The sequence below is a fragment of the Streptomyces sp. NPDC049837 genome, from assembly GCF_040674455.1.
GTDB lineage: Bacteria > Actinomycetota > Actinomycetes > Streptomycetales > Streptomycetaceae > Streptomyces.
The window spans coordinates 1-17512 of record NZ_JBFAMP010000011.1 but is presented as its reverse complement, the minus strand read 5'-3'; the positions used below and the strand labels follow the sequence as shown (position 1 = coordinate 17512).

Genomic DNA, 17512 nt, shown 5'->3' with positions numbered 1-17512 from the left:
CGTCCTCCTCCACATCGCGGGACCCGTCATTGCGGGACCCGTCACCGGCATCGTGTAATCGGTGACCCAGGTCTCACTACCCCCGAACGGGGGTGAAGGAGCGGTGACGTGTCCGAGCGGGTGGAAGCTGTGGAGATACGCGCGGCCCTGCTGCGCCTGCGCCGTGCCAGCGGGCTGCCCATCGCCTTCGGCGGCCTGCTCCACGACGGCCGCCGGATGCGGATCGCCGAGCTGAACGGCGCGCTGTCCACCGCTCTGCGCGGGCTCACGATCGGCACCGGCAACGGGCTCGGCGGCAAGGCCATCGCGCTGGCCCGGCCGTGCGCGGTGACCGACTACGCCTCGGCGCGCCACATCAGCCACGAGTACGACGGGCCGGTCGCGGCGGAGGGGCTGCGCTCGGTGCTCGCCGTCCCGGTGGTGGTGCGGCGGCGGGTGCGGGGTGTGCTGTACGGCGGGCTGCGCGAGCCGTTGCCGCTCGGGGACCGGGTCTTCGACGCGGCGGTCGCGGCGGCCCGGGACGTGGAGCAGGCCCTGGCGGTACGCGACGAGGCCCAGCGGCTGGCCGCGGCCGGGGCGTCCACCGGCCCGTCGGGGGAACCGGCGGCGTGGGAGACGGTCCGTGAGGCGCACGGCGAGCTGCGGGCGCTCGCGCCCCGGATCGCCGACCCGGCCCTGCGCGCCGAGCTGCTGGCGGTGTGCGGGCGGCTCGCGTCGGCCCGGGTGCCGGCGGGCGCGCCCAGCGTGACGCTGACGCCCCGGGAGGCGGACGTGCTGGCGGCCGTGGCCTCGGGCGCGACCAACACCGGCGCGGCGCAGCGGCTGGGCCTGCGGCCCGAGACGGTCAAGGGCTACCTGCGCTCCGCGATGCGGAAGTTGGGCGCGCACACCCGCGGCCAGGCGGTGGCGGCGGCCCGGCGGGCGGGGTTGTTGCCCTGACGTTCACACGTGTGCGCGCACTAGGGTGGGGCCATGGTGTCCACAGACCGTGTGCTGGCCTTCGCGGCCATGTCGGTGCTCGTGATCGTGATTCCGGGCCCGAGTGTGCTGTTCGTGATCGGCCGCGCCCTCGCGCACGGCCGGCGTACGGCGATGGCGACGGTGCTCGGCAACGTGCTGGGCTCGTACGTCCTGGTGGTGGCCGTGGCCCTGGGGATCGGCGCGGCGGTGGAGCGGTCGGTGGCCGTGTTCATGGCGGTGAAGCTGGCGGGCGCGGCGTATCTGGTCTTCCTGGGGGTACAGGCGTTCCGGCACCGCAAGGACATGAAGGCCGCCCTGCTGAACACGCCTCCGCCCGCCACGTCGCGGGGTGACCTCCGCACGCTGCTGGACGGCGTCGTCGTGGGCGTCACGAACCCGAAGGGCATCGTCTTCTTCGCGGCGGTGCTGCCCCAGTTCGTGGACCACGCGGCCGGCCAGGTGGCGGTCCAGATGCTGCTGCTGGGTCTGGTGCCCATCTGCATCGGCCTGGTCACCGACACGCTGTGGGGCCTGGGCGCGGCGGCGGCGCGCGGCTGGTTCGCCCGTTCGGACCGCCGCCTGTCGATGGTGGGCGGCGCGGGCGGCTTCGCGATGATCGGCCTGGGCGTGACGGTGGCGGCGACGGGCCGCGCGGACTAGCGGCGGGGTCACAGCGTCCCGAACCGCACCTCGCACGCCTTCCCCGGGGCCATCACCGCCATCGTCCGCCCGGCCTCCTCCGCCACGGCGGCGCGCTGCTCGCGCGTGAGCGTCCCGAACGGCTGCACCGTCACCGTCACCCCGCCCTTCGTCTCCTCCAGGCCCCAGATCCCGGCGAGGAAGCCGTCGACGAGGAAGGTGCGGTAGGCCTGGTTGCCCTTCCAGGTGCGGTCCTTGTACTCCTTCGGTACGACGCGGGTGCGGTCGGCGTGCGAGAGCAGCAGGTTGTCGAACTCGGGCAGGAGGCGCGGCGGTGCCGGGGTGTCCGGGTCGGGGCGCGGCGCGTCGGGCAGGTCGAAGAGCTCGGCACCGTACTCGTCCTGAAAGGTCAGCAGGCGTGGTCGCAGCGCCTCGAAGGCGTCCCGCAGCCGGGTCAGGCCCGACCAGGTCTGCATGTCCTTGACGGAGGCCGGACCGAAGGCGGCGAGGTAGCGCAGGACGGCCGCCTCCGGTGTCGCCGGCTCGGCGGACCTCCCGAGCCAGGTCTCGGCGGTGGTGAGGGCCACCTGGCCGCTGCGTTCCCACAGGCCGCGCGGGGTGACCTGGACGAGCGGCAGCAGGCAGCGGGCGGCGACGGACAGGGCGAGCGGGTCGGCGTCCGGCCACTCTTTCAGCAGCGTCTCGCGGATCTCCTTCGGCGTACGGGGCCGCTCCTCGACCAGGTCGCGGCTGATGGCCTTGAGCCGCTCCAGGTCGACCCCCACGAGCCCCTTGCGGAACACCGTGACCTCCCGGTCGCGGGCGCCCTGGACGAGGGGGCGCAGGGCGAGCACGTCGTCGGCGGTGTGCGTGTGGATGGTGGACCGCATGGTGACGATCCGCGCCACCTCCCGGGCCTCCATCAGCGCGGACAGCTCCTCGGGGCGGAAGCCGTCGAGGCGGGCGGCGAGGGCGTAGTAGGGCGGCTTGGTGTTCTGGGCCTGGAGCCCGACGAGGTGCGCGATGGCGTGCTTCGCCGGCATGGGGGTACGACGCAGCAGGAGCTGCCGTGCCAGGGTGGCGCGGTTGAGGGCGCGGGCGGAGAGCACGGGCTTCTTCCGGGAGTCCATGTCCGGCACGCTACGCGCCCTCGCGGACAGGTTCTGTCCTCAATACGATGCCGGTCCTGCCATGCCAGTGCAAACCGGGACGTATATGGTTCGACCCGGGAGGTGAGACCCCTTATGACCCTGCCCTCGAAGAAGCCGAACTGGCGACGGCGCTCCACGGCCCCCGCGCCCGTCGCCGAACACCCGCCCACCGCGTCCCCCTCCCCGTCCCCCGACCGGGGCAGCGTGGTCCAGGCGTCCCTCTACCGGGACGGCCACAAGGTGTCCTCCCCCGGCACGCTCGCGGAGACCTTCCGGCAACTGCGCGAGGAGCCGGACGGTATGGCCTGGATAGGGCTCCACCGTCCCTCGGAGGCGGAACTGCTCTCCCTGGCGGCCGAATTCGACCTCCACGAGCTGGCCGTCGAGGACGCCATGGAGGCCCACCAGCGCCCGAAGCTCGAACGCTACGGCGACACGCTCTTCGTCGTGCTGCGCGCCGCCCGTTACCTCGACGCGCAGGAGGAGGTCGACTTCGGTGAGCTGCACGTCTTCCTGGGCGCCGACTTCCTCATCACGGTCCGCCACGGCGCCGCCCCGGACCTCTCCGCGGTCCGCCGCCGCATGGAGGAGACTCCGGAACTCCTCGCCCTCGGCCCCGAGGCGGTGCTGTACGCCATCCTCGACGCCGTCGTCGACGGCTACGCCCCGGTGGTCGCGGGCGTCCAGAACGACATCGACGAGATCGAGACCGAGGTATTCCGGGGCGACCCGGAGGTCTCCCGCCGCATCTACGAACTCTCCCGCGAAATGGTCGAGTTCCAGCGCGCCACCCGCCCCCTGGTCGGCATGCTCCACGGCCTGATGGCCGGCTTCGCCAAATACGGCACCGACGAGGAACTCCAGCGCCACCTGCGCGACGTCGCCGACCACGTCACCCACACCAGCGAACGTGTGGACGGCTTCCGCCAGGCCCTCACCGAGATCCTCACGGTCAACGCGACTCTCGTCACGCAACAACAGAACGCGGAGATGCGGGCCCTGGCGGAAGCGGGCTTCGAGCAGAACGAGGAGATCAAGAAGATCTCGTCGTGGGCGGCCATCCTCTTCGCACCCACACTGGTGGGAACGATCTACGGCATGAACTTCGACCACATGCCGGAGCTGCACTGGGTGTACGGCTACCCCTTCGCGATCCTGCTGATGGCGGTGGTGTGTTCGAGCCTGTACGTAGTCTTCAAGAAGCGGGACTGGCTGTAGGCCCTGACGACCGGCCGGGTGGCACAGCGCAAGCTGTGACACCCGGTCGTGGACTCGTCAGTACCGGCTGTTCATGGCGGCGCGCACCTCGGCGAGCGTGGCGTCGGCCACGGCCCTGGCGCGCTCGTTGCCTTCGCGGAGGGTCTGGCGGAGGTAGGTGCGGTCCTGCGCGTGCTCGGCTCGGCGCGACCTGATGGGGGCCAGGTACTCGTTGACCGACTCGGTCACGGTCTTCTTCAGCGCGGCGGCTCCCGCGGAGCCGATGTCCTCGGCCACCTGCTGGGGGGTCCGGTTCTGGCAGAGGGCTGCCAGCAGGAGGAGGGAGGACACCTCGGGGCGGGTGGCCGGGTCGTAGGTGATGTGCCGCTCGGAGTCGGTCTTGGCACCCTTGAGCAGTCGGGCGGTCTCGTCGGCGTCGGCGGCCAGGGCGATGGCATTGCCCCGGCTCTTGCTCATCTTGGTGCCGTCCGTGCCGAGCAGGAGTGGTGCGCTCGACAGCAGGGCATCGGGCTGGGGGAATACGGCGGTGCCGTTGCCGTAGCGGTCGTTGAACCGGCGGGCGATGGTCCGGGTGACTTCGAGGTGAGGGAGCTGGTCCTGGCCGACCGGGACCAGGTTGGCCTTGCAGAAGAGGATGTCGGCGGCTTGGTGGACGGGGTAGGTGAACATCAGGCCACTGACGGAGGACTGACGTGAGTGGGTGATCTCGTCCTTGACCGTGGGGTTGCGGTTCAGCTCGGCGACGGAGACGAGACTGAGAAAGGGCAGCATGAGCTGGTTGAGCGCGGGGACGGCGCTGTGCGTGAAGATCGTGCTGCGTGCCGGATCCACGCCAATGGCGAGGTAGTCCAACACCAACTCCTCCACACACTCGGTCAGGTTGTTCGCGACATCGCGGTCGGTCAGGACCTGGTAGTCCGCGACCACCACGAACAACTCCACACCGAGGTCCTGAAGGCGGACTCGGTTGTGCAGCGTTCCGAAGTAGTGCCCCAGGTGCAGGCGGCCGGTGGGGCGGTCGCCCGTCAGCACACGGAACTGCCCGGGGTCCTTGAGGATCAGCTCTTCCAGCACCGCACTGCGGGCCTGCGCCGCAGACGTCCCGAGCACGTCGGCGGGGGAATCAGGCGCGGCGGCATCGGGGGTCACGGTCTGGGGGGTGGTGTTCATACGATCTCCTGGTACGTCGGTCTCGCCGCCAGATGGCACGAGCCCTGGTCCAGGGGACGCAAACGGGCCGTCCATCCGAACGGCCCGGTCAAGCATGAGAGGCGGCCGCTCCTACGAGGAGCGCCACCAGCTCAGACATGACGAATGCTGCATGGACCCATCATAACGTCCGCTGCCATGGCCGTGAGGATTTACCCGCGCGGGATACGACACGGGCGGGATTATGAGACTCACGTGCGAACTACCCGTTCGCGTCGTCTGACTTCTTTCCGGCCGAGGCCAGGGTTCCCCCCAGGAGAACGGTGCCGATGGGCCATGAACGCATGTGCACGGGGAGGGTCACGCACTGGTCCCCGACGCGCAGGAGCAGCCCCTTCTTCACCAGGTCACGCGCGGCGGCAGCGTATTGCGGGGTCCGCGTCACCTCCGTCCAGGCGCATCCGTCCAGGGCCTGAACGAATACGGCCATCGTGGCGGGATCGTCCACGATGACGCGCCTGCTGTGTTCGGGGCGCTCATCGATCACGGACAGGAATTTCGGGCCCTTGCGGAAATACAGGAGGCCGAAATTGCTGGAGGATCGCCACTCACCGACGGATGTGTCGGGGGCGGGAAGGTGATCGAGCTGCCGGATCAGGTGCTGCTGTTCCGCGCCCAGGTTCAGGGACCAGATGACCCGGGCACCGATCGAGGAACATTCGCGGAGCAACGCGATGATCCGCACGATCGTGTGGTCGGGGAGCGCCGAGAAGTCGGCGGGCTCCGGCAGCCGCACCCCGGCGACCGGCACCCGGAGCAGTAACGCCGCCAGCTCGGTGGCGACCGGAAGTTCAGCCCAGTCGGGTGCCAGGGTCAGCGTCGCGGGCCGGCCGGCGGCCGGGCGTCCCTCGTCCGGTCCCCGGGCCTTGAGCTCATCGATGTGCATCAACGTCCTCATAGCGAAGCCGCCACCTCCCTGCCGCCGACCAGCTTTCGGCGATACGGGTCGACCTCAAGGGCGACGCTCACGTAGCGCCCCTCGTCCTCGAATGCCAGACCACGGTCGACGAAGTAACGGAGCATCTCCTCGACCTCCCTTTCCCCGACGGCGTGACCGCTGTCGGCGAGCCGCCGGCGTATGCCCTCGCGGGCGGCGCACTGGAACATGCCGAGGTACACATTGCTCTGGACGTCGTCCAGCTCGATCACTTCCTGTGGCCAACTGGCGCGGCGGTCCTCGATGGTGACCCTGCCCCGTTCATCGGTCCAGTAGGAGAGGGTGCTCTGCGGGTATGCCTTGGCCCATGCCTCGCACGCCTGCTTCACCTCGTCCTCGATGGGCCCCGCGATTCCCTGGACACTGGTGTCGAAGAAGAACACCATGTCGTACAGCTCGTCCCGTGGGACCTGGTAGATGAAGTCATAGATTTCCGACGGGCGACGGAACATGAACCCCTGGGCGGGATCCTCGAAGTAAGGGCTGAATCGCTCCAGGGCTATGCGCCAGGCCCCGCTGGGCGGCTCCAGATGTTCGAGTGTGGCCATCTTCCTGAGCAGCCTGCGGTAATCGTCCTCGGTCTCACCGGGGAAACCGTAGAGGATGCTCCATGTCACGTTGAGTCCGAGATCCTGCCCGTCCCGCAGCATCCGCACGTTGTGCGCGGCGCTGACGCCCTTGTCCATGAGGCGCAGCACATGGCTGCTCAGGCTCTCGATGCCGGGCTGCACGAACAGGACGTTCGCCTCTTTCAGCTTGCTCAACTGCTCCCGGTTCATATTGGACTTGATCTCGTAGTGGATCCTCAGATCGCAGTCGAGGGAAGCTATCTCAGGCATGGCCGTATTGAGATACTTCATGTCGAGAATGTTGTCCACCATGACCAGGTCGAGAACCTGGTACCGCTCCGCCAGCTCCCGGACCTCCTGGGCGATGCGCTCAGGGGCCTTGCTCCGGAAGTCGATGTTCGAGCCGTTCAGGCCGCAGAACGTGCATTGATGCGCCTCCCCCCACCAGCAGCCGCGGGAGGTCTCCAGCACCAGCATCGGACGGACGTGGTGCCGGACGGGTGACTCTTCGAGTGCCTGGAAGTAGCTGTCGTACGTGGGTGCCGGCACCATGGCGAACGGCAGTGCCGCCTTGGCCGGTGGATTCACCACCGTCCGGCCGTCGTCCCCCCTCCAGCTCAGCCCCGGAACGTCGGCCAGGCTCCCGCCCTTGGTGATGCGATTCAGCAACGCGGGCAGGGCGCGTTCACCCTCACCGCTGATCACGAAGTCGAGCTGCTCGAAATTCCGGTGCAAGGCAGGCCCTTGCGCTCCGTCGCAGTTGCTGCCGCCCAGTACGGTGAGGATGCCCGGTGCGAGCTTCTTCAGCTCCCTGGCCAGGGCGAGCGACGGCACGTTCTGCATGAAGGTGCTCGTGAACCCGACCACGTCGGGCGGATCGGCGGCGATCTCCACCGCGAGATCCCGGATGAATCCCCGGGCGTGCTTCTGCATCTCAACGGGCAGCGTCGGGTCCATGTCCCGCTGCTCGAGGAATTTCGAGTACTCCTCGACCTGATAGCTGTCGACGTCGTACAGCGCCGGGGTGAACACCCAGTCGCCCACGCCGTGGAAAACCTGGTCCGCGACGTTCCCGTAATCCTCGCACGTGATGGAGCCGTTGCTCTCACGCATCAGGCATTCGGCCCACCGGAGGTTGGCGTACAGCTCATCGACGTTCCAGCCGGCAGCGTTCTTGCGGATACAAGGCCCCAGTACCCCCAGTGCGCTGGACGGTGTGTCGAGACCTTGCCACGGCATGGCGATCATCAGGATTTTCACAGAATACCTACCCTAGAATTTCTCCGGCCGAGCGCCGCCAGCAGCGTCCGGTGCGCCTCCGCCTCGCCTACTGAGATCCGAACACCGTGGCCCGGACAGGCCCGGATCTTGACCCCTGCGGTAGCCGCTGCCCGAGCGAAGGACTCGGCGGCCGAGGCGAGCGGCAGCCAGACGAAGTTGGCTCGGGAAGGCAGAACGGGCAACCTCAATTCCCTGAGGCCTGCGGTCAGTTCCTCGCGCGCCGCGGCCACTGCCGCCAGACGTTCGCGCAGTTCGCCCTCACTGCGCAAGGAGAGCATGGCGGCTCGTTCCGCGAGGCGCGTCACTCCGAAAGGGATCGCCGTTTTGCGGACGGTGGCGATGACCTGCCGAGGCCCCGCCGCATAGCCGACCCGTAGGCCGGCCAGCCCGTAGGCCTTGGAGAAGGTCCGGAGTACCACGGTGTTGCGGTGTTCGCGCAGCACCTGAGGCATGCCCGGAGGATCGCCGCCCCGATCGAACTCCACGTACGCCTCGTCGAGGACCGTGACCACATGATCCGGCAGAGAACACAGGAAATTGTGCAGCTCGCCGTGGTCGATGACGGTGCCGGTCGGATTGTGAGGGGAACACAGGATCACCACCCTGGTCCGCTCGCTCACCCGGGTGCGGATCTCATCGAGGTCGTGGTCGCCGGACACGGTCAGCGGCACGCGGACGCCCATGGCGCCCGAAACGGCGACCAACAGCGGATACGCGTCGAATCCCGGCCACGCGTAGACGACTTCGTCGCCCTTGCCGCACAGTGCGAGAAGGATTTGCTGGAGCACGCCCGCGCTCCCGGGGCCGACTGCCACCTCGTCGTCGGAGAGGCACAAGTGCCTGGCGATCTCCCTGGTCAGGTCCCGTGCTGCGGGGTCAGGGTATCGAGCGAGGCGCGGCAGGCCTTCCTCGATACCGGCAAGCACGGTGGGCAGCGGGGGAAGAACCAGCTCGTTGCTGGACAGGTCGAAGGTGATGCGCGACCCGCCTTCGGCGTTCGACGACTCCTCCTCCCGGTAGGCCCTCACATCGTGCAGGGTGCTGCGGGCTTCACTCATTCGTCGCCGTCCGCGATACGCGCGTGGCGAGCAACTCGTAGAGCATTTCGTGGACCGGCGCGGTCCGGCCGGCCCGGTCGGCGAGGCGGACCGCGGCTCCGGTCCACGCTTCGAGTTCCGACGGCCTTCCCGCCAGGATGTCCCGTTGCAGCGAGGAGGTCACATCGGGCTGCTGGCGGTCCATGAGCCCTATCGCTGTGTCCACGGCGTCGCCCGGCAGCTCGATCCCGAGCGCGATGCCGGTCTCGTGGATCTCCCGCATGCCGGCGATCAGCATCCGCCGGGTGCCGCCGCGCGACCGCAGTTCGCCGATGGTCGCCCCACCGGTGGCGGCTCCGAGGCTGCCGATCGGCACCACCAGCAGGAACTTCGCCCAGAGGCCGGCCCAGATGTCGCGCGGCTCCATCGCTGTCAGCGAGGCGTCACGGAGCACCTCGCGCAGCCGCTCCACCCGGTCGGACACGCTGCCGTCCCACTCGGCGAAGCCCAGTGCGGCGGGGCCGCCCACGTGCCGCACCTCGCCCGGGCCGACCAGCGTGGCGACGACCCTGACCATGCCGGGGAGCACCCGGTCGCGGCCGACCACGGCCGCGACCTGCTCGGGGGCCTCCACCCCGTTCTGCACGGTGAGCACGGCGGTGTTCCGGCCGACCATCGGCCCCAGTGCGTCGACAGCCGCCGGCAACTGCGACGTCTTGACGCACAGCAGCACGTAGTCGACCTCGCCGATGTCCTGCGGGTCGTCGGACGCGCGCAGGTCCGGCACCGACCAGTCGCTTGAACCGTTGGTGACGCGCAGTCCCTTGCGCCCGAGCGCCGCGAGGCTATCTCCACGCGCCAGGAACCGCACGTCATACCCGGCAGCGGCGAGCCGGCCGCCGAGGTAGCCGCCGACTCCGCCGGCTCCCACCACGGCGATGCTCGGGCCGCTCGTTTCCCCGGTCATCCTTCATCGCTCCCATCGCTCCCAAGAGACTCCGGCCCGGGCCACACGTTTCGTGGCAACCGCCCCCACAGTCGTAGGGGGAGGGACTCAAGACCCCGGCTGAGCGAGCTGTCGGCGATCCAGGCGACGTCCTCCGGAGCCACCGCGAGCTCGAACCGCGGCAGTCGGCGCAGCAGCGTGGTGAACGCGATCTCGCCCTGGAGCCGGGCCAGTGGAGCGCCGATGCAGAAGTGCGCGCCGTGGCCGAAGGACAGATGGCGGTTCGGCGACCGGGTGATGTCGAAGCGTTCCGGGTCGTCGTACACGTCGGGATCGTGCCCCGCGCCGGACAGCGAGAGGTGCACGAAGCTCCCCTTGGGTATGTCCACCCCGCCGAGTCGCATGTCCTCCGCCGCGACCCGCAGCGAGGCCCAGGCGGCCGAACCCTCGTAGCGCAGGATCTCCTCGATCGCCGAGGGAATCAGTTCGGGGCTGGTGCGGAGCATGGCGAGCTGCTCGGGATGGCGGAGCAGCAGCGCCGACCCGTTCCCTATCATGTTGGCGACCGTCTTGTGCCCGGCGATGATCAGCAGGAGGATCGTCGACATCAGCTCGTCCTCGCTGAGGGCGTCCGCGTCCCTGGCTCTGATGAGCTCGCTCAGCAGGTCGTTCCGCAGATCGGTGCGACGCTTGGCCACCAGTTCGGTGAAGTAGTTCCGGAACTCTCGGCTCGCCCTCTTCAGGTCCGCCTCGGGGTGCTGCAACGGATCTTGGCTGAGGACGTAACTCCACTCCTGGAACAGGGGCCTGTCCTCGACCGGTATCCCCAGGTACTCGCAGATCGTGATGAGCGGCAGCGGCAAGGCGAACGCACTCAGCAGGTCGATCTCGCCGGACTCCGGGAAGGCGTCGATGAGATCGTCGACGATGTCCTGGATGCGCGGGCGGAGCCGGGCGATTGTCGCCGGCCGGAAGGCCCGGCTGATGGGCTGCTTCAGCCGGGTGTGCTTGGGCGGGTCGGCGAACCCCAGGTTGCCGACCACGAGAAGGCTGTTGTCCGCGGCCTTGTCCCGGTAGGGGGCGGGCAAGTTCTCGACCTGCTTGGTCAGGCGCGAATCACCGAACGCCTGCTCGACGACCTCGTGCCCAAGAACCGCGTACGCCTGGGCGCCTGGGGGGACATCGATCCGGTGGACCGGGCACTTGGACCTGAGTTCCGCGGTCGCCGCGTGGGGAGACGGCCCGGGATGGGTGAAGAACTCCGAGGGGAGAATGTCCGGCATCTCGGCTCCTAGGCTCGTACCATTCCGCTGCCACCCGCCACCGCCGGCACTATCCACACGACATCCTCGTTCTCCAATTTCGTTTCCAGACCATCGAGATCCCTGATGTCGCTGTCGTTCCGGTAGACATTGACGTAGCGCTTCACCGACCCCTCCGGGTCCATGAGCCGTTCCAGTACACCGGGGCAGGCACGGTCAAGACCGACGAGCGCCTCCCGGACGGTGGCGCCCTCGATGGGCACCTGCCGCTGCCCGCCGGTCAGCACATGGAAAGCTGCGGGGAGTTTGATGGTGACATCGCTCATATCTCATTTCCCTTGGGTAGGCCCTCTACTTGCGTCCTGCCGCACCTATCGCTGGATCGCCTGTCGATGGATCGGTGATTCCACATCGAACTCGTCGTGGATCGCCGGCGGAATCCGTATGTCAAGGCTTTCGCACCGGCCGGCACCGGGCCTCCAGCCCGCTACCCGGTGCGCCATGCCGCCACCGCCGACGCCACCGCGGATGTACCAGATCACGTTCACCGGCCAGCACGACTGGCGGAAGAGGTACTCGTCCATCCTGGTCGGGTTTTCGCTGAGCTCCTGGTAGCGCTCGTGCGGTGGGCCGATTTCATGCCAGTTCGGGTGCGAATGTATGGAGCCCATGAGATCCAGACCCTTGGCGGACTGCTTCTTGATGGCCTCCAGTACGCTTTTCTCGTCGCACCAGAACCCTCGCCCCGGGTTCCTGTACACATCGCCGAACCGGGGGGCGATCGTCTTCTCGAATTCAGCCATGACGCTCTGGTCGCTGTCGCGGACGTTCGTCACGAATTCGATGTCACTGATCGTCGTCTCGGAACCGTCCGTCTGCCCGAACAAGAGAGCCGAGGCGCGCGGCAGGTGGGTGGGAACTCCGTCTCCGTTACGGCTGTCCAGGCATTTCTGGTACTCCCGCACGGCACTGCGAATGAAACGCCTGGCGGGTTCGGCTTCGAGGCGGACGATCGCCGGAAGAGCAGGGATCTCGTGCTGAGCGTTTTTCATGACCTGCCTGTGCACTCGCTCCTCCGATGTCCTCGTCGCAACCACGGCGAAAGACTGCAACCGCGAACCCGCTCCGCACGAGGTACGCCGGGCACCCTTTTCGGCCTGCGCGGTGGTGGCACGCCACGTGCGGCCGGCGAGCGGCGGACCTCGGTGGTGTGGCCGGACCCCGGGCGCGGGCGGCGACGGACGGGCGCGGGTGTGCTCCGGGCACCGCCACGGAGCCGGGAGGCGGTCACTGGACCACCTGTGGCGGGGCCGCCCGCTGCGGCAGGCTCTCCCAGAGCCCTGCCCGGCAGAGGGCAGGGGGCGGTTGAGGAGGGACGATGGAGGAGATCCGGAGTTACGAACGGTCACTGGCGCGCAGCCGCCGGTCGATGACGCGGGACGACCGCCCCCGGACCTTCCTGCTCCATGGACGTGAGTGGGACCTCCTGGACGAGGTGTTCGCCCCGCCGTTCTCACCGTCCACCGAGGCGGCGATGGAGTTGCTCGGCTTCCCCGCCGACTTCCACCGGAGCGGCTCCTTTCTGGAGATCGGCTGCGGAACCGGCGTGATCGCCGTGTCCGCCGCCCTTGCGGGATGCGAGCGGGTGGTCGCGGCGGACATCAATCCGCATGCGGTGCGCAACGCCGCGGTCAACGCCGGGCGGCACGGGGTGGCGGACCGGGTGCGCGCCGTGCACAGCGACCTCTTCGCGGGCCTGTCGGCGGAGGAGAGGTTCGACGTCGTGTACTGGCACTCGAACTTCGTGCTCGCACCCGCCGACCACCAGTACGCGACCCTTCACGACCGTGCCTATGTCGATCCCGGCTACCGGACACACCACGGATACCTGTCGGCAGCCACGGAACGGCTCACTCCGACGGGCACGGCCCTGCTTCACTTCAGCGATCGGGGCGATGTGGAAACCCTGACCAGGATTGCCGGCGAGTGTGGCCGGAAGCTGAGGGTGGCCGGCAGCCTCAAGGTCGAAGAGGGCCCGGAAACCGTGGAACACATCCTCTTTGAGATCACTGCGGCCTGACGTCCTGTCAGCGCTCGCCGCGATCGCCGCGCTGCCCCAGCCCAAGGCGTTTGACCAGGCAGGACGAAGATCCTATGGTCACCACTGGCTGGTGCGTGGACCACCTGGAAGCGGCGGGGGTTGGTGTGGAGTCGGACGACACAGGTGCGGACGATCTCACCCTCGCCGTCGTCCGACTGCTCGCGGAGGAGGCACCGCTCCACCGTTTCGACGAACTGCTGCACCAGTCCCACCAGTACGGGCCGAGCGCTCGCGACCACGACCGGCTGGCACAGGCTGTGGGCATGGCCCGTGGCATACGGGAGTCCGCCGTACACGCACGGCGCCGCGAGGCCGGCACCGTGGCGCTGATCGACTCGGCGACGGAATTCATGGCGGCCACCGACCTGGATCAGCTCTCCCGGTCCATCGCGGTCCAGGCGCGCCGCCTGCTCGGCCTGGACCTCGCCTACATCACCGCCCCCGCCGGCGACGCGGGCTGGTGCGTGCACACGTCCGTGGGCGAGACCACCGCCATGAATGTGGGATTGGCGGTGCCCGTGGGCCACGGCCTGGGCGCTCTCGTACACGACAGTACGGCGCCGTTCTGGACCCCTGACTACCTCGGGGATCAGCGCATTCAGCACTCCGAGCACGTCGACGAGGTGGTCCGGGCCGAGGGGCTGCAGGCGATCATCGCGGTCCCGCTCGGTCCCGGGGACGACCGGTTCGGTGCGCTTTACGGCGCCGAGCGGAAGATCCGTCACTTCCATCCCGACGAGGTCGGCCTGTTCCGCTCCCTCGCGGAGCTCGCCGGCGTGGCGATCGAAGGCGTCAGGCGCCTGGAGCGCGCCAGGAACGAGACGGAGGAGCTGCGTCGGGAGCAGGTGTCCCTGCGGTCCCGGCTCTCCCGGTCGGCTGCCTGGGAGAAGGTCATGACCCGGCTCACCGGCGCCGCACTGAACGGAGAGGACCCCCAGGCGCTCGCGGAGGCCGCGGGGACGATCCTGGGAGGAACCGTCTCGGTGCGGGACGACGTCGGCCGATGGCTCGTCGCTCCGGACGAGGCATCGGACAGGGACGAACCCTCGCTGGCCCAGGCGTCGATCGACGCGCACGCCACGGGGGAGCCCGTCGCGCTCGGCAACGGTCGCTGGGCCGCCGCGATCAGCGCCGGCGGAGAGAACCTGGGCCTGCTGGTGCTGTCCGATCCGGATCGCCGGTCGGCGGTGGACCAGGGCCTCCTGACGGCCGCCGCGCAAGCCGTCGGCATCTCGCTGGTCCTCCAGCGCGACACCACCGCGGCGGAGGGCGCCGTCCGGAGCGAACTGCTCGACGCCCTGCTCACCACCCCGGCGAACGCGGCCCGTCCACTCCAGGCACGGGCGGGACGGCTCGGCCTCGAACCAGCCGGCGAGTACGTGGTCGTCGTGGCCAGACCTGAAGGGGACCTCGGCCGCGCCGCCGTCTGGGCATCCTCCTACGCCTACCGGATGGCGGGGCTGAACACCGTTCACGACGGCTGCATCGTGCTACTGCTCCCCGGTGCGGATGCCTCCGCGATGGCCCGCACCGTGTCCGGCGAACTGTCGCCCCTGGTGCCCCGACCGGTGTCGGTGGGAGCGGCGGGACCCGCGGCCGGCATCTCCGCCGCCGCCGAGTTGTACGACGAGGCTCTGCGCTGTCTGGAAGCCATCACGGCCCTGCGGGGTCCAGGAGGCGCGGCGGCGACCGAGGACCTGGGGTTCGTGGGGCTTCTTCTTGCCGACAGCACCAACGTCGAGGGCTTCGTCTCCTCGACGATCGGCCCTGTCCTGGCGTACGACTCCGAACGGGGCACCGAGCTCACCGCCACGCTGGCGGCGTACTTCGAGGCGGGCGGCAGCCCGAGCCGTGCGGCGAGCGCGCTGCACCTGCACGCCAACAGTGTGTTCCGCCGCCTCGGCCGCGTGACGGAACTCCTGGGCCCGGACTGGCAGCAGCCCCGCCGGGCACTGGAGATACAGCTCGCACTTCAGTTGCAGCAGACCAAGCAGATGCTGATCCGACGCCAGGGCACCGGACGCCAGGAGTGACGAGCCCCGAGCCGCCCGGCCGCGGCTGACCGGCCCCGACGGAGACGGCCGGGCGGGGGGCGCTGCGGTCGCCGGTCAGGAGGAGGACGCGGGCAGTTCGGCGCTGCACGTCGCCCGGCCGAACTCCCCGGAGGCGGTGGCGCGCTGGACCTGCTTGCCGCGGATGGCGAGGGTGCAGCTCGCCCGGCCGCCCTTCTCGCCGAGGGTGATGCTGACGATCGGCGCCTTGCCGATGGGTACGCTCACCGTCTTCGTCCAGGGCAGCCGGGCGTTCTTGGCCACGTCCGCCCTGGTGCTTCCGCCCGTCCCGAAGTACGTGATGTCGGCGGTGCCCTCACCCAGCACCTCGTACCTCACCTCGGCGCTCGGCACCGCGCGCGGCGCGGGCTTCTCCTCCGTGTCGAGTACGCCATAGCCGACGAGCCCGCCACAGGCGGCGAGCAGCACGGCGCCCACCGCGATGCCCTTCCTGTCAAGTCCCTTGGAATCGGCCATGGGTCCTCCCGTGAATGCGCGAACTGCCGAACCGGGCGGTTATACACCCTGGTGGCGTGTCCGGGCGAGTGAGCGGATCAATGGGGTCCAAACACCCCCTGTTTACACGTGCCGCCGGTCCGAAATGTCGGCGTGTTTGACGGGGCGTCATCTCTGTGCTTGATAATCCGCCCGCTACCGGCAGGGGCCGTCTGACCTGCGGTGGTGATGGATGCACGGCCGGTCGGGAATTCCCCGCCCGGCCCGATCTGTGTGCCCTTGTTCCTTGAGTGGGAATGAGGGCCGAGGAAAGGGATTGGCTTGAAAGTGAGATACGGGAGATTCGTCTCCTGCCTCGCGGTGGCCGCGGTGGCGAGCACGATGCTGCCACATATGGCCTACGCCGCCCCCGTTTCAGAAGGGGACGACGAGGGAATCGTCGATGCCTTCACGGGCTGGTTCTCGGACGAGGGAGAGGAATCCGGGCCCGGCGAGCCGAGCACGGGCGGGACGCCGGCACTGCCGAGCCGCGAAAAGCTGCCGAAGGGCAAGGCCGCCGCGAAGGCGAAGCGCGTCAAGGAACTGACCAGGCAGCGCACCGCGAACACCCGGTACTGGCAGCTCTCCGACGGCCGGGTACAGGCCGAGGTCTCGGCGGTGCCGACCGCCTACCGGGCCGGGAAGTCCTGGAAGGACCTCGATCCGGCGATCACACCCACCGACCGCGCCGGCTTCGCTTTCGCCAACACCACCAACGTCGCGCGGAGCTGGTTCGGTACCGACGCGCGGCGACTGCTGCGGTTCGAGACGGCAGACGGGCACGCGGTCACCCTGGGCCTGGAGGGCGCCGGGAGGCTCACGCCGACGGCCAAGGGCAACACCGTCACGTACAAGGGCGCCGTGCCCGGCGCGGACCTCTCGTACGAGGTGGGGCCCGGGCGGGTGAAGGAGAACATCGTCCTGGCCCAGCGCCCCGTCGGCCCGGTGACCTTCACCTTCACGCTGGACACCGGCGGGCTGGTCCCCAAGGCGGGCAAGGACGGCTCGGTCCGCTTCTACGGCGAGGGCAAGGACCCGGCGCTGGTGATCCCGGCCGCGTTCATGACCGATGCGAAGAAGGACGCGGAATCACCGTACGGCACCGCCTACAGCACCGCCGTCGAGCAGAAGCTCGTCCGCCACGGCAAGGGCTGGCAACTGCGCGTCACCCCGGACGCTAAGTGGCTGGCCGCCAAGGAGCGGCAGTACCCCGTCACCATCGATCCGACGATCGCGATCGCACCGACGCCGACCACGGCTCAGGACGTCATGATCTCCTCGGACGGCCCGGGGTCGAACTACGACGAGAACTGGCGGCTGTCGGTCGGCAACACCAGCACCGGCTCCTCGCGGGCGCTGCTGAAGTTCCCGCTCACCGGCGTCCCGGCCGGCACCAAGCTGGACTCCGCCGACCTGAAGCTGTACTACGACCAGACGCACACCACGGGAGACTCCGAGGTGCGGCTGGAGGCGCACCGCGCCACCGGCGAGTGGTCGGAGTCGTCGGCGACGTGGAACAGCGCCAACACCCTCACCGGTGAGCTGTCCGGCACCTCCGTCCTCGTCGATGACGGTGACACGGGCGTGACGGCCGCGAAGGGCTCGTGGCCGGCCTCCGGGAACACGGCGTACACGCAGTACGCGGTCAACAAGGAC

The 17512-nt window shown here is 69.2% G+C and carries 16 protein-coding genes; 6 read left to right on the top strand and 10 right to left on the bottom strand.

Annotated elements, in window-relative coordinates; all coding sequences use genetic code 11:
- The first annotated feature begins 108 nt into the window (after positions 1 to 108).
- Together AB0J57_RS26830 and AB0J57_RS26825 are read left to right on the top strand one after the other, a co-directional pair.
- The gene (locus tag AB0J57_RS26830; RefSeq protein ID WP_366130854.1) at positions 109 to 939 is read left to right on the top strand and encodes a LuxR C-terminal-related transcriptional regulator; all 831 of its coding nucleotides are present in this window, start codon (positions 109 to 111) and stop codon (positions 937 to 939) included.
- Positions 940 to 972: 33 nt separating this feature from the next.
- Entirely contained in the window at positions 973 to 1620 is a 648-nt protein-coding gene (locus tag AB0J57_RS26825) for a LysE family translocator (RefSeq protein ID WP_366130853.1), read from the top strand.
- Positions 1621 to 1628: 8 nt separating this feature from the next.
- Here AB0J57_RS26825 and AB0J57_RS26820 read toward each other — a convergent pair whose 3' ends face one another.
- Positions 1629 to 2729, bottom strand: coding sequence for a winged helix DNA-binding domain-containing protein (locus tag AB0J57_RS26820; RefSeq protein ID WP_366130852.1), 1101 nt, complete (start codon positions 2727 to 2729; stop codon positions 1629 to 1631).
- Between the two features lie 114 nt (positions 2730 to 2843).
- Between AB0J57_RS26820 and AB0J57_RS26815 the strand changes: the two genes are divergently transcribed.
- Positions 2844 to 3968 (top strand): magnesium and cobalt transport protein CorA, encoded by a 1125-nt coding sequence (locus AB0J57_RS26815; RefSeq protein WP_366130851.1) that lies wholly within the window; start codon positions 2844 to 2846, stop codon positions 3966 to 3968.
- 57 nt (positions 3969 to 4025) lie between these two features.
- On the opposite strand, the gene trpS is transcribed toward AB0J57_RS26815, so the two are convergent.
- The 8 genes from trpS to AB0J57_RS26775 all read right to left on the bottom strand — a co-directional run bounded on the left by trpS (position 4026) and on the right by AB0J57_RS26775 (position 12261).
- Positions 4026 to 5138: a tryptophan--tRNA ligase gene (gene trpS / locus AB0J57_RS26810; RefSeq protein ID WP_366130850.1), complete on the bottom strand. Its 1113-nt coding sequence runs from the start codon at positions 5136 to 5138 to the stop codon at positions 4026 to 4028.
- Between the two features lie 241 nt (positions 5139 to 5379).
- Positions 5380 to 6063, bottom strand: a complete 684-nt coding sequence (locus tag AB0J57_RS26805; protein ID WP_366130849.1) for a DUF5825 family protein — start codon at positions 6061 to 6063, stop codon at positions 5380 to 5382.
- An 8-nt stretch (positions 6064 to 6071) separates the two neighbouring features.
- Entirely contained in the window at positions 6072 to 7943 is a 1872-nt protein-coding gene (locus AB0J57_RS26800) for a RiPP maturation radical SAM C-methyltransferase (RefSeq protein ID WP_366130848.1), read from the bottom strand.
- Entirely contained in the window at positions 7940 to 9022 is a 1083-nt protein-coding gene (locus AB0J57_RS26795) for a histidinol-phosphate transaminase (protein WP_366130847.1), read from the bottom strand. Before AB0J57_RS26795 ends, AB0J57_RS26800 begins: the two co-directional genes overlap by 4 nt.
- Entirely contained in the window at positions 9015 to 9968 is a 954-nt protein-coding gene (locus AB0J57_RS26790; protein ID WP_366130846.1) for a 2-dehydropantoate 2-reductase, read from the bottom strand. The genes AB0J57_RS26795 and AB0J57_RS26790 overlap by 8 nt, the downstream gene beginning before the upstream one ends.
- Complete coding sequence (locus AB0J57_RS26785; protein ID WP_366130845.1) at positions 9965 to 11230, bottom strand: cytochrome P450; 1266 nt, start codon at positions 11228 to 11230, stop codon at positions 9965 to 9967. Before AB0J57_RS26785 ends, AB0J57_RS26790 begins: the two co-directional genes overlap by 4 nt.
- Positions 11231 to 11238: 8 nt before the next feature.
- Positions 11239 to 11535, bottom strand: coding sequence for a MoaD/ThiS family protein (locus tag AB0J57_RS26780; protein WP_366130844.1), 297 nt, complete (start codon positions 11533 to 11535; stop codon positions 11239 to 11241).
- Positions 11536 to 11580: 45 nt separating this feature from the next.
- Positions 11581 to 12261: a hypothetical protein gene (locus AB0J57_RS26775; RefSeq protein WP_366130843.1), complete on the bottom strand. Its 681-nt coding sequence runs from the start codon at positions 12259 to 12261 to the stop codon at positions 11581 to 11583.
- A 326-nt stretch (positions 12262 to 12587) separates the two neighbouring features.
- Here AB0J57_RS26775 and AB0J57_RS26770 point away from each other — a divergent pair, with 326 nt between their 5' ends.
- Positions 12588 to 13289 (top strand): methyltransferase domain-containing protein, encoded by a 702-nt coding sequence (locus AB0J57_RS26770; protein ID WP_366130842.1) that lies wholly within the window; start codon positions 12588 to 12590, stop codon positions 13287 to 13289.
- Positions 13290 to 13363: 74 nt separating this feature from the next.
- Positions 13364 to 15343, top strand: coding sequence for a helix-turn-helix domain-containing protein (locus tag AB0J57_RS26765; RefSeq protein ID WP_366130841.1), 1980 nt, complete (start codon positions 13364 to 13366; stop codon positions 15341 to 15343).
- A gap of 75 nt (positions 15344 to 15418) precedes the next feature.
- Here AB0J57_RS26765 and AB0J57_RS26760 read toward each other — a convergent pair whose 3' ends face one another.
- Positions 15419 to 15838 (bottom strand): hypothetical protein, encoded by a 420-nt coding sequence (locus tag AB0J57_RS26760; RefSeq protein ID WP_366130840.1) that lies wholly within the window; start codon positions 15836 to 15838, stop codon positions 15419 to 15421.
- A 372-nt stretch (positions 15839 to 16210) separates the two neighbouring features.
- Between AB0J57_RS26760 and AB0J57_RS26755 the strand changes: the two genes are divergently transcribed.
- Positions 16211 to 17512, top strand: a 1302-nt coding sequence (locus AB0J57_RS26755) for a DNRLRE domain-containing protein (protein ID WP_366130839.1), incomplete at its 3' end; no start/stop codon positions are given.

Excerpts from the sequence above, each read along its gene's own strand:
- AB0J57_RS26825 (WP_366130853.1), top strand. The coding sequence starts at position 973 with ATGGTGTCCACAGACCGTGTGCTGGCCTTCGCGGCCATGTCGGTGCTC.
- AB0J57_RS26820 (WP_366130852.1), bottom strand. The coding sequence starts at position 2,729 with ATGGACTCCCGGAAGAAGCCCGTGCTCTCCGCCCGCGCCCTCAACCGC.
- AB0J57_RS26815 (WP_366130851.1), top strand. The coding sequence starts at position 2,844 with ATGACCCTGCCCTCGAAGAAGCCGAACTGGCGACGGCGCTCCACGGCC.
- trpS (WP_366130850.1), bottom strand. The coding sequence starts at position 5,138 with ATGAACACCACCCCCCAGACCGTGACCCCCGATGCCGCCGCGCCTGAT.
- AB0J57_RS26805 (WP_366130849.1), bottom strand. The coding sequence starts at position 6,063 with ATGCACATCGATGAGCTCAAGGCCCGGGGACCGGACGAGGGACGCCCG.
- AB0J57_RS26795 (WP_366130847.1), bottom strand. The coding sequence starts at position 9,022 with ATGAGTGAAGCCCGCAGCACCCTGCACGATGTGAGGGCCTACCGGGAG.
- AB0J57_RS26790 (WP_366130846.1), bottom strand. The coding sequence starts at position 9,968 with ATGACCGGGGAAACGAGCGGCCCGAGCATCGCCGTGGTGGGAGCCGGC.
- AB0J57_RS26785 (WP_366130845.1), bottom strand. The coding sequence starts at position 11,230 with ATGCCGGACATTCTCCCCTCGGAGTTCTTCACCCATCCCGGGCCGTCT.
- AB0J57_RS26780 (WP_366130844.1), bottom strand. The coding sequence starts at position 11,535 with ATGAGCGATGTCACCATCAAACTCCCCGCAGCTTTCCATGTGCTGACC.
- AB0J57_RS26775 (WP_366130843.1), bottom strand. The coding sequence starts at position 12,261 with ATGAAAAACGCTCAGCACGAGATCCCTGCTCTTCCGGCGATCGTCCGC.
- AB0J57_RS26770 (WP_366130842.1), top strand. The coding sequence starts at position 12,588 with ATGGAGGAGATCCGGAGTTACGAACGGTCACTGGCGCGCAGCCGCCGG.
- AB0J57_RS26765 (WP_366130841.1), top strand. The coding sequence starts at position 13,364 with ATGGTCACCACTGGCTGGTGCGTGGACCACCTGGAAGCGGCGGGGGTT.
- AB0J57_RS26760 (WP_366130840.1), bottom strand. The coding sequence starts at position 15,838 with ATGGCCGATTCCAAGGGACTTGACAGGAAGGGCATCGCGGTGGGCGCC.